Origin of the sequence: Nonomuraea sp. NPDC050310, assembly GCF_040655795.1 — a bacterium.
Classification (GTDB): domain Bacteria; phylum Actinomycetota; class Actinomycetes; order Streptosporangiales; family Streptosporangiaceae; genus Nonomuraea.
The window spans coordinates 77,663-91,572 of record NZ_JBFAKP010000001.1 but is presented as its reverse complement, the minus strand read 5'-3'; the positions used below and the strand labels follow the sequence as shown (position 1 = coordinate 91,572).

Annotated in this window: 15 protein-coding genes and 2 pseudogenes; 7 read left to right on the top strand and 10 right to left on the bottom strand. The window is 66.0% G+C overall.

Going from position 1 to position 13,910, the window contains the following annotated elements; translation table 11 throughout:
• Positions 1-92 precede the first annotated feature (92 nt).
• From AB0I67_RS00450 to AB0I67_RS00430, 5 genes are read right to left on the bottom strand one after another with little or no spacing between them, the layout of a single operon-like run.
• Positions 93-269 (bottom strand): hypothetical protein, encoded by a 177-nt coding sequence (locus AB0I67_RS00450; RefSeq protein ID WP_357915251.1) that lies wholly within the window; start codon positions 267-269, stop codon positions 93-95.
• 14 nt (positions 270-283) lie between these two features.
• A complete protein-coding gene (locus AB0I67_RS00445; protein WP_357915248.1) occupies positions 284-598 on the bottom strand; it encodes a hypothetical protein in 315 nt (104 codons plus the stop codon).
• A complete protein-coding gene (locus AB0I67_RS00440) occupies positions 595-1,266 on the bottom strand; it encodes a DUF2637 domain-containing protein (protein ID WP_357915245.1) in 672 nt (223 codons plus the stop codon). Before AB0I67_RS00440 ends, AB0I67_RS00445 begins: the two co-directional genes overlap by 4 nt.
• Positions 1,267-1,284: 18 nt before the next feature.
• Positions 1,285-2,658 carry an FtsK/SpoIIIE domain-containing protein gene (locus tag AB0I67_RS00435; RefSeq protein WP_357915242.1) on the bottom strand — a complete coding sequence of 458 codons (1,374 nt, stop codon included), beginning with the start codon at positions 2,656-2,658 and terminating at the stop codon, positions 1,285-1,287.
• Positions 2,655-2,993, bottom strand: coding sequence for a hypothetical protein (locus AB0I67_RS00430; protein WP_357915239.1), 339 nt, complete (start codon positions 2,991-2,993; stop codon positions 2,655-2,657). The genes AB0I67_RS00435 and AB0I67_RS00430 overlap by 4 nt, the downstream gene beginning before the upstream one ends.
• Before the next feature lie 137 nt (positions 2,994-3,130).
• Here AB0I67_RS00430 and AB0I67_RS00425 point away from each other — a divergent pair, with 137 nt between their 5' ends.
• From AB0I67_RS00425 to AB0I67_RS00405, 5 genes are all read left to right on the top strand, one after another.
• Positions 3,131-3,499, top strand: coding sequence for a winged helix-turn-helix domain-containing protein (locus AB0I67_RS00425; RefSeq protein WP_357915236.1), 369 nt, complete (start codon positions 3,131-3,133; stop codon positions 3,497-3,499).
• Positions 3,500-3,779: 280 nt separating this feature from the next.
• Complete coding sequence (locus AB0I67_RS00420; RefSeq protein ID WP_357915233.1) at positions 3,780-4,817, top strand: AAA family ATPase; 1,038 nt, start codon at positions 3,780-3,782, stop codon at positions 4,815-4,817.
• Positions 4,814-5,434 carry a guanylate kinase gene (locus AB0I67_RS00415; protein WP_357915230.1) on the top strand — a complete coding sequence of 207 codons (621 nt, stop codon included), beginning with the start codon at positions 4,814-4,816 and terminating at the stop codon, positions 5,432-5,434. Before AB0I67_RS00420 ends, AB0I67_RS00415 begins: the two co-directional genes overlap by 4 nt.
• A gap of 427 nt (positions 5,435-5,861) precedes the next feature.
• Entirely contained in the window at positions 5,862-6,473 is a 612-nt protein-coding gene (locus tag AB0I67_RS00410) for a winged helix-turn-helix domain-containing protein (RefSeq protein WP_357915227.1), read from the top strand.
• A gap of 140 nt (positions 6,474-6,613) precedes the next feature.
• Positions 6,614-7,183 (top strand): hypothetical protein, encoded by a 570-nt coding sequence (locus AB0I67_RS00405; RefSeq protein ID WP_357915224.1) that lies wholly within the window; start codon positions 6,614-6,616, stop codon positions 7,181-7,183.
• A 24-nt stretch (positions 7,184-7,207) separates the two neighbouring features.
• On the opposite strand, the gene AB0I67_RS00400 is transcribed toward AB0I67_RS00405, so the two are convergent.
• The 5 genes and pseudogenes from AB0I67_RS00400 to AB0I67_RS00380 all read right to left on the bottom strand — a co-directional run.
• Positions 7,208-7,414 carry a hypothetical protein gene (locus tag AB0I67_RS00400; protein WP_357915221.1) on the bottom strand — a complete coding sequence of 69 codons (207 nt, stop codon included), beginning with the start codon at positions 7,412-7,414 and terminating at the stop codon, positions 7,208-7,210.
• Positions 7,415-7,420: 6 nt separating this feature from the next.
• Positions 7,421-7,930 carry a hypothetical protein gene (locus AB0I67_RS00395; RefSeq protein WP_357915218.1) on the bottom strand — a complete coding sequence of 170 codons (510 nt, stop codon included), beginning with the start codon at positions 7,928-7,930 and terminating at the stop codon, positions 7,421-7,423.
• Between the two features lie 117 nt (positions 7,931-8,047).
• Positions 8,048-8,158: pseudogene (locus AB0I67_RS00390) on the bottom strand (IS481 family transposase); the annotation flags it as partial.
• On the bottom strand, positions 8,152-8,457 hold the full coding sequence (locus AB0I67_RS00385; RefSeq protein WP_357915215.1) for a hypothetical protein: 306 nt from the start codon (positions 8,455-8,457) through the stop codon (positions 8,152-8,154). The gene AB0I67_RS00385 and the pseudogene AB0I67_RS00390, both read right to left, overlap by 7 nt.
• 23 nt (positions 8,458-8,480) lie before the next feature.
• A pseudogene (locus AB0I67_RS00380) lies at positions 8,481-8,654 on the bottom strand (helix-turn-helix domain-containing protein); the annotation flags it as partial.
• Positions 8,655-9,685: 1,031 nt separating this feature from the next.
• Between AB0I67_RS00380 and AB0I67_RS00375 the strand changes: the two are divergent.
• Together AB0I67_RS00375 and AB0I67_RS00370 are read left to right on the top strand one after the other, a co-directional pair.
• Positions 9,686-10,795, top strand: a complete 1,110-nt coding sequence (locus tag AB0I67_RS00375) for a serine/threonine-protein kinase (protein ID WP_357915212.1) — start codon at positions 9,686-9,688, stop codon at positions 10,793-10,795.
• A 110-nt stretch (positions 10,796-10,905) separates the two neighbouring features.
• Positions 10,906-13,908: a helicase-related protein gene (locus AB0I67_RS00370; protein WP_357915209.1), complete on the top strand. Its 3,003-nt coding sequence runs from the start codon at positions 10,906-10,908 to the stop codon at positions 13,906-13,908.
• Positions 13,909-13,910: the final 2 nt, after the last annotated feature.

Sequence of the window (13,910 nt, the reverse complement as noted above, 5' to 3'; positions counted from 1 at the left end):
GCCTTGGCCGTCGCAGTCGAGGCAGGTGCCTCCTTCTCCTGCTACGCCGGTTCCGCCGCAGCTGGAGCAGCGGTCGTGTGGTGGGAGCGGGGTCATTTGCTCCACCAGCCTTCGCGTTGAGCGGGGGCGGTGTTGAGGTAGACGCATCGGGCGTAGGGCCGGCCGCTGACGGGGGCAATGTTGGAGACGGTTCCGATGGGCAGGGTTGCGCGGAGCCGGGCGACAGCGTAGGCGATCTCTGCCTCGGTGCCCTCAATGCGGATACGCATGGTGATCAGTCCTTTCAGGCAGGGTCCACGTGGCCGTAGTAGGAGGCTTCGGCGGCGTATCGAGCGGTTGCGGCGGCGCTGATCGCGACGACCTTGTAGCTGACCCGGCCGAGGTCGAGCGCCGTCTGGTAGTGGTCGCCGGGGTTGACCTCGGTTCCGAGCCGGCCGGCGACGCGATCGACTTCGGCGCGCATGGCCTCGTCGGTGTCGTGCTGGGGGAAGACCAGGACGTTGATGGAGACGGGTGCGGGAATGTCGGGGTTGGCCTCCAGGAGTGCGGCCAAGTCGAGCAGTCCGTCGATGATCGTGGTGCGGCGGTCGGGGGTCATGACGGTTCTCCTTTGGGTGTTGTGGTGTCGCGCAGCGTGCGCAGCAGCTCTGAGGCGAGCTGGCTGGAGACGCCGAGCCGTGAGCGCAGTGCGTCTCGGGTGATGGGCTTGCCGTGCCGGGTCAGGTGTTCGTCAGCGAAGCGGCGTGCGTAGTCGAGGAGTGCGTCCGGTGCAGAGCGCTCGTTCTCGTCGTTCTCGCGGTCGTTCTGGCTGGGGGCGTCGGGATCGGGCTCGTCGTTCTGTTCTGGCTCCGGTACGGCCGGCCGTACCGGAGCGGTGACGTTTTCGAAGGCGCGGCGCTCGATCATGGAGACAGCGGTCAAGAACGTGCCCGCGGGAGTTGCGGCGGTGATCCATCCCCACGCGGTGGGGGCGGCTTGGGCCAGGTTTGCGGCCAGGGAGAGGGTGATGCCGCCGACCAGGACGACAGTTGGCCAGGAGATCCAGCCGTGTCGTTCTCGGCTGTTCCTACGGTCTCGCTGCCGTTCTCGGGCAGCCATCACGCAGGTCAGGTCAATGCAGATGGCCACGGCCCAGGCCATCCAACCGGTCTGACCGTGCTCGGTGGCTGTCTGCCGGATGTGGGTGAAACTGCCGGCGCCGGCGATAACGGCCAGGATCAGCACGGGGACGGTGTCGGCGAGACGGGCCAGCGGTGTGGTGCTCATCGCGATCTCCGTCTCGCGTCAGGGGTTGAGTGCGTGGTGGGAGGGGTTGGGCAGTTCGTGACCGAGGCCGCTGGCTGCAACTTGCGCCCAGGAGGGGGTGAGCTCGGCGTAGGTGTGGGCCGCCTGCTCGGCCGCGTAGTCGGACACATAGCCGGAACGGGCACGTGACCAGCGGCCGTCGCTCCCGGTGACGACGGCCACGCCGGGCAGTTCAGGGGCGATCGACCGGGCCGCCACCAGCGCGTCAGGGTCGAGATCCCCGAGGGTCATCACGGCGGTTTCCGGGTCGTTGACCCGGTGGCAGACCCGACCGCCGATCTGAGCGCGGAGCGCCGTCACACCGGGGCCAAGGTCTGAGCCGATCCGCTGGCCGGACAGCACGAGATGGATGCCGAGCGCACGGCCGAGCTGGGCGATTCGCAGGAGGGCGGTAGCCGTACGCGTGACCTGGTCCTTCTCCGCCTTGTCCGCAGTCAGGAACAGCTCGGCCAGCTCGTCGACCAGGACCACGACCGGGATGGGCCGCGCGCTGTCGGGGAGTTGCCAGATGTCCCGTGCCCCGTGGCGGCGGCAGGCCATCATCCGCGCCCCCATGACCGCGATCAGGTCGCTGAGCAGGTCGAGACATTCGCCGCGCGTGGTGGCCAGTGCCGACAGTCGTGCCTGGTAGGCCGACAGCTCCATGCCGCCCTTGAGGTCGAAGCCGACTAAGGCGACCGGTTGCGGCGCAAGGCCGACAAGCAGCGCGTTGATCAGGTTGGACTTGCCGGATTGGGTCGCGCCGGCGTTCATCCAGTGCGGGATGAGCCTGAAGTCCATCCGCCAGGCAGCGCCGGTTTCCAGTACCCCGACAATCGGCCGGAGCAGATCATCAGCGCGCCATCCGCCGGGAGGTGCGGCCGGCGGCATGGCGGCTGCAACGCGCGTAAGTGGGTCGCTGGTGATCCCTTGGAGGGTGACGCGGCCTGGCCGGGAGCCCACCACGCGAACCGCCTCGATCCGCCAGGCATGCGCCAGCCGCTCGCACACTTTGGCGTAATCGTCGGGGATCTGACCATCGAGAAGGTGGAAGGTGATGCGGAAGCCGTTGCGGGTCGGCCGGGGCAGACCCATCCAGGGCTTGGTGTCAACCGCCACGCGCTGAAAGCGCCGCTTGACCTGGACGACGCCGGTGGAGGCAACCAAGCCGGGAACAGTGGTGAACCACCAGCGGTGACGCTTCTTGGTCAGTCCGCATCCGGAGGCGACGTGCCGCCAGGTCCAGCGCAGCGAGATCACTTTGCGCGGGAAGACCAGGACGTACCAGTACGAGACGGGAGCCCAGCGCCGCCAGGCGAGCAACGCCAGCAGAACGAGGAGGATCTTGATGAGCGGGTGATGGGGGTCGATCATCTCTCGACCGCCATCCTGGCCGCGCCGGCGGAGACGAAGGCCTGTGCTCGGTAGGAGATGCCCCACCGGCCGCCCTGCTCCCAGACGTAGCCGACCAGGCCGATCGGGACGGTTTCCTCACCGGCGATTACGGACGGTTCGGGCGTGGTGGCGACCTTGACGAGCTCCATGCGGTTGAACTCGTCCTCGATCAACAGCGTGAGTTCGTACATGACGTTGCCGTCCTTGTCGCGCTTGATCTCGCCGGTGTCCTTGTTGACGATTCGCGGCTTGGGCGGCTTGACGCAGGTGATCTGAAGCTTGCTGGTGTCAACGGGGATCGGGATGGTGCGCATGATCGATTCCTTTGCTTGATGACCTCTTAGACCTCATGGAACACTTGGTATTCTAAGTTGTCAAGGCATACTTCGGCTGCTTGGTTGGTTTCGATGACGGCCTGTGCTGAACTGGAGGCGAGTAGAGGAGAGCACCGATGGTGGAGAAGACCGGCCGACCGGCCTACTTGCAGATCGTCGACGAGCTGAGCGAGCAGATCCGCGCCGGATCACTGGCCCCCGGTACGGCCCTGCCGTCCATCGCCCAGCTGGGCGAGCGGTTCGACGTCTCCGCCAGCGTGGTCAAGGCCGCGATCAGCGTGCTCCGGACACAGGGACTGGTTATCGGCCAGCAAGGTAAGGGCGTGTTCGTTTCCGCCCAGACCCCCGCCGCCGCCCCCGAGGCAGCGGCGAGCGATGAGACCGGCGAGATCCTGAGCCAGTTGGCGCAGATGCGGGAGAGTCTCAAGGATCTCGGAGATCGGCTCGCTGCTCTGGAGGCGGCGGTGTTTCCAAGGCCGAAGTGATCTCACCGATCCGGCAGGCCAGCTCGTCCAGCTCGGACCGGATCGAGGCCAATTCCCGGAGGATTCGCGCTCTGTCCAGTTTCATAGCCGTTGCCCTTACTCTGCGGTTCTCTCGCCTTTCGAGATGGCCCAAGTTCACCGCGAGTTGAGGGTTTCGGGTATCACGCGGGTCTAGTTAAGCTGCTTCAGTCCGTCTCAACGACCGTTTACACATGCGTTTTCACATGCACGACCGCACACCCGCGCACGACCCCCCAAAGCGTGAAGGCGAAGGTATGCAATGAAGACGACCCAGCGACCCGGCTGGACCCCCTCCCGCCTGCGCGAACATCGCGAAGCCCACGGGTTGACCCTGGAGGCCGCAGGCGAGCGGCTGCGCCAGGCGGCCGGCCGTCACGGCCTGAGCGTTCCCGCCGCCAACTTCCAAACCCTTTGGGCTCATGAGCAGGGGACCGTGTTCCCAGGGCCGCACTACCGCCGTGCTTACTGCCTGCTTTACCAGGCAACCGAACCTGAACTTGGCTTTCGTCCTCCCTTGCCCGGTGAATCGCAGAAAGCGGAAATCGTGATTTCTGATTTGCCAGCGCCAACCGACCCAGAAGCCGACCGCGCCGCCGCTCAGGTCATCGAGGAGGCGTTCACCAAGGTCTCCGTAGGCGGCATCGAACCGGGAGACTCACCGCAGGCTCTACTCCGGAATCGAGTCGTAGACGCCTGGAGACGACGGCACGGCGGAGGCAGTCCCAAGCCCATTCTCGTTCTGGTCGGCGGGTACGCCGGATCAGGCAAGACCGAGTTCTCCCGATTTCTCTCCGACGTCACCGGCTGGGCGTTCCTGGACAAGGACTCGCTCACCCGCTGCATAGTCGAGCGGCTGCTCATCTCTCTCGGCGGTGACCCCAACGACCGGCACACGGACCTGTACCTGAAGGAGGTTCGGCCGCTGGAGTATCGGTGCCTGATGGAGACCGCATGGGACAACCTCCATGTCGGCACCTCCACCATCCTCTCCGCGCCGTTCATCGCGGAGTTGAAGGATGAGAGCTGGTTCGCCCGCCTGGAGAACCGGTGCGCAGCCAAGGGCATCGACGTGGCCGCCATCTGGGTCCGCTGCGACCCGGAGTCCATGCGCGAGTACATCGAGTTCCGGGGAGCGTCCCGCGATGTGTGGAAGCTGGAGAACTGGCAGCAATACGCGGAAAATCTCGACCTGGAGACCAGCCCGCCCACCGCGCACGTCACCATCGACAACCGGCTCGGTGCGGCGATCAGTCTCGCCGACCAGACCCGCGAATCGCTCAAGCGGATCCTGACATGAGCGTGCGCGGGATCGTCCTGTACGGCCCGCCCGCCAGTGGCAAGGACACTGTCACTGCCGCCCTCAGCAGGGCCGATCCGCGGTTCGTCCAGGTGCCCAAGCTCAAGGTCGGCACCGGCCGGACGGCGGGGTACGAGTTCGTCTCGGCCGAGCAGTTGACCAAGCTGCGAGATGCGGGCCGCCTCCTCGTCGAGAGCCACCGGTACGGCAACGTCTACGCCGTCGACCGTCAGGCGATCGAGGCCCGCCAAACCGCCGGCTACGTGCCGGTAGTGCATATGGGCAACCTCCCCGATCTACGCAAGGTCATCGGCCAAGAGCCGGACGGATGGTTACGGGTGCTGCTGTGGATTCCCCAGGAAGTCACCGAGCAGCGGTCGAGGTCCCGCGGCGACGCAGACACCGGCAAGCGCCTGGCCGCATGGAGCGAGACCGTCGCCGACCTGGAGGCCAACAGTGACGCGGGGTTCTTCCACCTCCGCATCCACACCGACAGGCTGAGCCCCGACGCGGCGGCGCACGAGATCATGACGGCCTACGACCGGTTGCGGACGGCCGGGTGTCCTCACGGCGAGGAGTGCCCCCAGGGAGCCGGGCAGCCACCGCGTCCGGGATGAGGTCGAGTCGCCACCACGTCGAGCAGGACCGGCAATGCGCCCCGTTCGGGAAGGGCCGTTCATAGGTCCATTCGACGTCGTCGTGCTCACACGCATAACTGCGGGCGCAGCGCTCCGCGGTGATCGACGACTCATTCACCGTCGCGATCACCGTGGCTTCCCCAGGGCCACGCCCGCAGTGCCTGCACACCCGCAGGAGCAGGGCCTCATTGTTGGGCGTTGGCGCGCGGGTCTCATCGTCCACATCCGGTACGGCTGGCTGTGCGTTGCCTCCAGGCATGAAGCATCCTCCGTTGTCAGCAGGCAAGTCCTTTGAGAATCGCGGCCCAGAGCTCTTCAGCGTCAGCGGAGCGCACCCACTCGGACTCCCATACGGTGACCGTGTCGCCCTCGTGGCAATACCGCCTGACGAACGCCGCCCCGGCAGATGCGCACAGCTCATAGACCACCGATTGACAGGTGCACGTGTAGGCCCGAACCCGGACCCGATCCGCCCGAGGAACGCTCAGGCTCCACTCCACCGGCTCATAGCCGACCTGTGCAGGGGCGGCATGAAGGCTGCCACATGACGTGGGGGCCGCTGACTTTCTGGCCAAAGCCGTCCTCCTGCCGCGCCCCGAGACCTGGTCGACGAGTACGGACCCACTATAGAACTGCCTTCCTACCCTTCCATACTTCTGACTATCGGTACATGCCGGTACGTCCCTTGACCTGGGGCTACCGGTCGATTCCTATCGTTACTTACGTGATCCACTTTCGGCCTGATCAGCCAAAGTCAGAGCAAGTCCTTGACGAGATGCGCCGCCGCATTCGAGCCGGCGACTACAAGCCCGGCTATCCCATCCCTGGAGAGCCCCGGATGGCCGAGGAGTTCGGGATCGCACGCCGGACCGCCCGGAAGGTCCTTGACGCCCTCATCGCCGAGGGCCTGGTCTACACCGTCCGGAACATCGGCACCTTCGTCGCCGACCCCAAGACCGGCGGCCCGCCCGAGCACATCGAGCCCCAGGACGATGATCAGGAAGACTCCGAAGAGTAGGCCGCAATTCGTGTCAGGTCTCAGGACCCGTGTGACAGATCCGGCTCAGGAGGTGGGTGACACTCCGGCTAGGTGATCTATCGTTCTTCTGCGGCTGAGGATACGGCCGGCCGCCGTTGCTTCTCCAGATGGGAATGATCGTGACGGAAGACGAGGTGGAGTCGCTCACCACTGCGTGGCGAACGCGGTGGGGCAGAACCCCGATCGCCTATCAGCTCCGCGGCTGGTATGCCGACCGCTGGGTCCGCTTCCACAGCCTTCCCGGGTCCACGCGGTATGCCGAGACCGAAGACGAGTACGAGATCATCCTTGATCGTCATCACCGGGTGCTCGCCGAACTCGGAGCATGGGAAGGCCTCTACGTGATCGCCGTCTACTTAGAAGATGAGGAGGGGAGGGTCTCACCCGATCCGCGCCATCCAGGCGCCGTCCCATGGTTGACGATCGAGCCTGGCAGCGACTCGCCGTTCGAGGACGCGGTGAGGCTGTATGCCAGCATGATCTCCTTCGACCGGCAGGCTTTGGATCCGCTGTTGCGGGGTGTGGCCGACGAGGAGATCATCGACGTGATCATCGCTCCTTTGGATCTTCGGTGGCTCTATCACCCCTATGACGGCGGAGCCGACGTCATCGCTCCCACTGTTCACGACCGTGACGTCTTGAAGAATCGCCACCCAGACTGGTTGTCTGCGCATCCCGCCGGACTGTAGTGGCACGCCCGGTGTGATCTTCTGTCAGCGCTGGGGCTTGCGGACTTTGAACCGGGCGATCGGTTTGGTGGTGGTGCGGGCGACCTCGGCGACGACCTGGCCGGCGTGGGCGATGCGGAGGGTGCCGTCGGCTGCTTCGACGGTCACGGTCGCTCCGGCGTGGCCGATGCCGACGCCGATGCGCTGCCCGGCGATGGCGATCCAGCCGCGGCTGCTGACCCGCCGCTGCACGCGCGATCACCTCGGCCTGGCCCTGCAGCGCCGGACCGGTTCAGTGGACGGTCGGGGCGCGGGCCCAGCGGGGCGGGCATCGCGCAGCCGGGCCGCCTCATCTTCGGTGAGCGGGTTGGGCAGGGTGCGCAGCAGCGTGGACCCGTCGCTCAGGTGCAGCAGGGCGCCCTCCAGGCGGACGGTCAGCCGGCGTCCGGCGAACGGGGAGCCGACCGGGTATTGCCGGCCGCCGAGGGAGACCAGGCCGGAGGCGTTGACGATCCGCTCCACCTCAACCGCCTCGCCGGTGCCGGGGCGGGCCGGTACGGCGGCTGTCTGGATGCGGGTGCCGCCCTCGGCGATCAGCTGCCGCAGATGCTGGATGGTGAGCCGGGACGGCACCTTCTTGATCCGGGCCCCGGCGGCCAGCAGCTCGACGGTGCCGGCGTCGGCCCGCAGTGTGAGCGTCAGGCCGGCGCGGTGGGTGCCGAGCCAGAACTGCTGCCCGCAGACGGTCAGGTTGCCCGAGGCCGGCACGGAATTACCGGTGCTTGTGGTTGCGGCGGCAGCGATGCCACTGCCGGTTCGGGAAGGGTCTTCGGTTCTGCCTCAAGGGCGGGGAGTGCTCCGGCGGCGCGCAGGTCCGCCGGCAGGCGGGCGGGTCAGCCTGTGGGTGATGCCGTTTTCGCGGCAGATCCGGTCGAACAGCACCTCTCCGCCGCGGCCGAAGCGGGCGGTGAACTGCTTGCCGTTGTCGGTCAGCAGCTCATCGGGGATCCATAACGGCCCAATGCGTCGGCCAGGGCCAGGCACACGGCCCGGCCGGTGGGACGGGCCACCACGGTGGCGGCCACGCAGTAACAGGAGTGGCCGTCGATACCGGTGACGATCTTGCATTCGGTGCCGTCGGCCAGCAGGATCCCGCCGACGATGTCCATCTGCCACAGCTGCATCGGCGCCGAGCGTTGCCAGCGCGTGTAGTCCTCGCTCCGCCGGCCCCTGGAGACGGGCTGCACCAGGCCGTGGCGGATGAGCACCCGGTGCACCGTTGCCCGGGATGGCATCGGCCCAGGGCAGGCCCGGCGGGTCAGCTCCCACACAGCCGACGGGCGCCCCACCGAGGATGGTTTCGCCGCAGCTCGCAGATCAGTGCCTCCACCGCGGCCGGGGACCGGGTCGGCGAAGTGTGCGGGCGAGAGGAGCGGTCGGCCAGCCCGTCCAGGCCCTGATCGCGGTAGCGGCCCAGCCATCGGTGCACCGTCTGGCGGGAGAACTCCGAACCTTCGGGCGACCTCGGTGACGCTCGCCCCGGATGACACCTGCAGCACGGCTTGGTACCGCTGCTCGACCACGCTCAACTCCGCCAGCACTCGGCGAAGTGTCACACAGGTCCTGAGCACGATCTGTCACGCAGATCATGAGACCTGACACATAGGCCGCAATTCGGCCGATGAGAACTTTCTTTACGTCTTCAAGGCAGCCCGCCTGCGGCGGCCTGCGGGGCGTCGGGCGGTCGCTGGCCGCGCTGCGGCTCTCCGGCCGGTCGCGGCCAGAGCCGCCACGCCCTAAATGTCCTCATCGGAACCGCTCGGCCGTATAGCGGCGATATCTGGACAAGCCTGCTACAAGGGGCTCACCTACGACAGGCACTCCTCCTCGCCCTATCACCTGCGTGATGTCCTCATCCAGGTCATCTACGACGTTGGCGAGCAGAAACACCGGTGATACGTCGCCGCTCGTGGCAGATCTAGTCGTGCGCGAGATACTGGGACCAGTCCGCTCCTTCAGGCAGGTGGAGCGGGTCAGTCAGTGCGTCGGGGGTGGTAGACGTGCTCTCGGTGGTGAGCACGTCGATCGGGAGGATGGTACGCGACCCGGCCCCCTGCTCTTGATTGTCTGTCGTAGACAACCCACAGTTAACCAGGGGTCACGTTTGTCATTCACAGTCCTCAACCACAGGCCTCACTGAGCTCGAGCAGGTTCCACCAGCCGAGAACGCTTCTACCTGCACGGACGCAAAGTTCGGCGCTTCCCTCGAGGGACTGTACGTTTACTGGACACACCCTCCATCGAGGCATCAAACATGGTAATTCCGACGTCCTTGGATGGGCCGGGGCACGCAGCGAAGTTGCGATACCGCTGCCAACGAGATGCATGCTCTTCAGGAGCGGACCGTCGAACTTGTTCGCAGAACCGATTTGCTCTCATATGATGTTCAGCACCCGGAAGGCGTGACATATCCGTGCGCGGAGTGAGCGAAAGTGACTGCGGTCGAGGCGAGGGGGTACGCCAGTGGATCCTTGGCAGCCCTTGCAGGCCGAGGACCCAAGCGAATGCGGTGGATTCCAGCTCACGCACTTTCTTGGGCGGGGCGGCTTCGGTGCGGTCTTTTTGGGATTCCGGCCTGACGTTTTGGGAGCTGCGGCTGTCAAGATCTTCAAAACGGACCTCGCCTCCTCCCCGACCTGGCTGGCCCGATTCCGCCGGGAGATCGAAGCCGTCCGGGACATGGGCGGCGTACACACGGCCGCGCTGCTGGACGCTGGCGCAAACGACGATCCCCCGTGGGTTGCCACCCGTTACGTCCAGGCACCCTCGCTGTACACGTTGATCCGCAGCTGCGGTCCGATCGATTCGATCGGCGGATGGTGGCTGGCCGCGGGGCTCGCCGAGGCGCTGACCGAGATCCACGCGAAGGGCATCGTCCACCGCGACCTGAAACCGCAGAACATCCTCATCGGGCCGGAGGGCCTGCACGTCATCGACTTCGGCATCTCCCGCTATCTAGGGGAGACCGGCGTCACCACAGCAGGCACGCCTTTCTTCGGCTCCCGACAGTTCGCCGCGGTGGAGCAGCTGATCGACCCCCGCGATGCCGACGAGCGGACGGATGTCTTTGCGCTGGGCGGTGTCCTGGTGTACGCGCTCACGGGCCGTCCGCCGTTCGTCGACGTGACGGACGGCCAGCGCCGTCAGGGATGGTCACCTGATCTGGACCTGATGCCGGACGAGCTTTATGAGATGACCGAGGCGTGCCTCGCGTTCAATCCGGAGAACAGGATCCGCTGCTCCGCAGTGCTCACGGAGGCGGTGGACCGGCTCACAGATTTCGCCGTCCCGCTGGTCGCCGAGACAGGACCGCCTCTGCCCACCGCCCATCGTGACCTCATAGACCTGTGGGCCTCCGCGGTGCTGCCTAATCCTTTCGGGTTGCCGACAAACGGCGGGGTGCAGCTGGATACCAGTGGTACGTCTGGCCCAGACGGCGGAGTTCTTGTCTCCAGTGGCTCTGGTGCGGGTTCCGGCTCTGGCGGGGGGCGAGCCCGGCAGAGCTACGACAGCGACTGGCTGCGGCAATGGCATGGTACGGCGAAGCGCCGCCGTGACCAGTACGGAGGCTGAGCAGCCTTGGAACGGTCGTGAAGTTAGCGGTGGAAATCATTAAGGGTCAAAGGCCAGGTGAATCGATGGATAACGGTACGGCCATGGGCGGACAGCGGTTCGCTTCAGGGATGACCGTGCTGGTCCGTGGTGAGGAATGGCTGGTCACCGAGGCCCACGAGCTGCCCGGACCAGAGGACGTCGCTCCGGTGACCCGCTTGGTCGTGACCGGAACCTCCCCGCTCGTCCGTGACCACACCGCGATCTTCTTCCATGCGGAAGGACTCGACAGGATCAAGCCGCTCCTTCCCGAGCACACCTATCTCGTCAAGGATTCCACGGAGGGCTTCCGCCGTTCTCGTCTGTTCATCGAGGCGCTGCTGCGCAAGACGCCGCTCCCGCAGGGAGAACAGAGGCTGGCCACTGTCGGGTCCCATCTGGTGGACGACCTGCTCTACCAGCGGGAGCCGTCGAAGCGCGCCTTCGCCAACTTGCGTCCTCGTCTCCTCATCGCAGACGCGGTCGGGCTCGGCAAAACCCTGGAGATCAGTCTGCTCCTCTCCGAGCTGATCCGCCGCGGCCGCGGAGATCGAATCCTAGTGGTGACCCCGCGGCACATCCTGGAGCAGTTCCAACACGAGCTGTGGACGCGCTTCGCGATCCCGCTGGTCGCGCTGGACTCAACGGGGATCGCGCGGATGCAACAGCGCCTGCCCGCCGGCCGCAACCCCTTCGACTACTACAAGCGGGTCATTGCCTCGATTGACACGCTCAAGAGTGCCCGCTATCGCGAGCAGTTGCGCGGAGTGGAGTGGGACGCCGTCGTCATGGACGAGTCGCACAAGCTGATTAGCAAGACCTCACGGAACAACCAGCTCGCCCGGGTGCTCGCCCCGACCACGCACGCGTTCATCTTGGCCTCGGCCACCCCGCATAACGGTGACGACGAATCCTTCAATGAGCTCATCAGTCTGATCGACCCTACGGCGATCGTGGACGTGAAGCAGCGCGCGACGCGTGAACAGCTGGAGCATCTCTACGTCCGGCGGCACAAGATGAGCCCAGACGTCGCGGCACAGATTGGCGCGGAGTGGGCGAAGCGCGCCCAGCCGAAGTTCGTGAACTGCCCGGCGACCAAGGCGGAGGAAGCGGTCCTCGATGAGCTGTACGGAACCTGGATCAGCCCTCCCAATGGGCGGACCGCTCCACTCACCGGGCAGGGCAGCCAGCTCTTCCCGATCACGCTGCTCAAGGCGTTCCTCTCCTCGCACACGGCACTGCTCGCGACCATCGACGAGCGGATCAAGGAAGTCGGGAAACGGATCAAGAAGGACCCAGGGCGCACCGGCCAGTACCTCCTCGAACGTGAGGCACTCGAAAGATTACAGACCCTTGCCGAGGTGGTCAGAGCCGAGGCGGCGGCGGAGGGCAGACCCGATCCCGCGAAGCTGACCGCGCTGGTGACGGAACTGAAGGAGATTAGAGTCGGGCCCAAGTCACCGACGCGGGTAGTGATCTTTTCCGAGCGGAAGGCCACCATCAACTGGCTGTACGAGGTGCTGCCCGGCAGGCTGCACTTGGAGCAGCCTGCCGCGGCGGGCAAGGAGAAGGGTGTCACTGGCCCGATCCGCATCCTGCACGGCGGACAGTCCGACGACGCCCAACAGCGCATCGTGAAGGACTTCGCCCTAGAGAACAGTGATGTGCGCGTCCTGCTAACCAGCGACATCGCAGCCGAGGGCGTGAACCTGCACCGCCAGTGCCACAACCTTGTCCACTACGACATCCCGTGGTCGCTGATCACCATCGAGCAGCGCAACGGTCGGATTGATCGGTACGGCCAGCGGGTCTCACCGCAGATCAGGGTGTTGATCCACCGGTCGGCCGATCCGGCGCATGAGGCCGACGAGACCGTCTCGAAGGCGCTGGCGAGGAAAGAGGACGCCGCGCACCGCACGCTCGGTGAGGCCGGTGCCCTCATGGGCTTCCGCGACGAGGAGCGCGAAGCCGAGAGCATCAAAAAGGCCTATCTGGCCGGTCGGGACATCGATGACGTCGCGCCCGACGAGCCGGACGAAAACGACATCTTCCTCGCCGCGGCTCGGTCCGCCGCGGCGGACGCCAGCGCCGCGAGTTCATGGTCCGAGGACGAGGTGCTGCGGCAGCCACGGCTCTTCCCCTCTATGAAGGAGTTCGTGAAGGACGCCTTCACAGAGGCGTACGGTGATCCGTCCGCGACCATCGGACTGACCTGGTTGGACCCCGCCGACTACCCGGACACCTTTGAGTTTGAGCTGAATCGGGACACCTGCCGGTTGTCCGATTTGCAGCGCCGCCTTAGCGCACTGCCCCAGTCGTATCTCGACGAGCGCCAGGTGCTCACGAAGATGACGTTGACGTTCTCCGCAGATGTCGGCCGGCGTCGGCTGGAACTCGCCCGGAAGAACAGCGGCGAGAAGCCAAAGCGCAAAGGCGCGGCGACCAAGGAGCAGAAGGCGCAGGAGTCTGGATGGCCGGACATCTCTTACCTCACCGATCAGCATCCAGTGGTCGAGTGGCTCGTCGACAAGGTGCTCGCGAGCAACGCGGCGGAGAACGCAGGGACTCACAGACTGACCGCACCAGTCATCGCGGCCGACGTCCCCGAGCCGGTTTTCCTGGTAAACGGCCGCTACTCCAACCGGCAGGGTAAGCCCACCGTCATGGCATGGATGGCGTTCCGGGCACTGCCGACCGGGTTCGTCCTCGATCCCCGTGAATTCGTCCAGGTCCTGCACGACGCGCACGTCAACGGTGAGATGCATCTGCGCGACGTCGGTGACCTCACCGCGCTCCAGGCCCAAGTGCCCGCCGCAATCGACGCCGCCCGAGCTGAGATGCGCCGGCGGCGCACCGCCGAAGAGGACCGGTTGATGGCGCCTCTGCAGGAGTACGCGGAACGGCTTGCGGTGTGGGAGAAGGAGAACGCGGTGCGGTTCGAGCAGTTAACGCTCACCGGGATACGCACCCGGGCGGAGAAGCGGGTCAGGAAGACCGCGACGGCGGTCAAGGAACTGATCGAGGAGCTTGCCACCGACGGCGAGCCAATGCTCCGGCTGGTCGCCGTACTCGTCCCCGTTCAGAAGGGGGAGTAGAA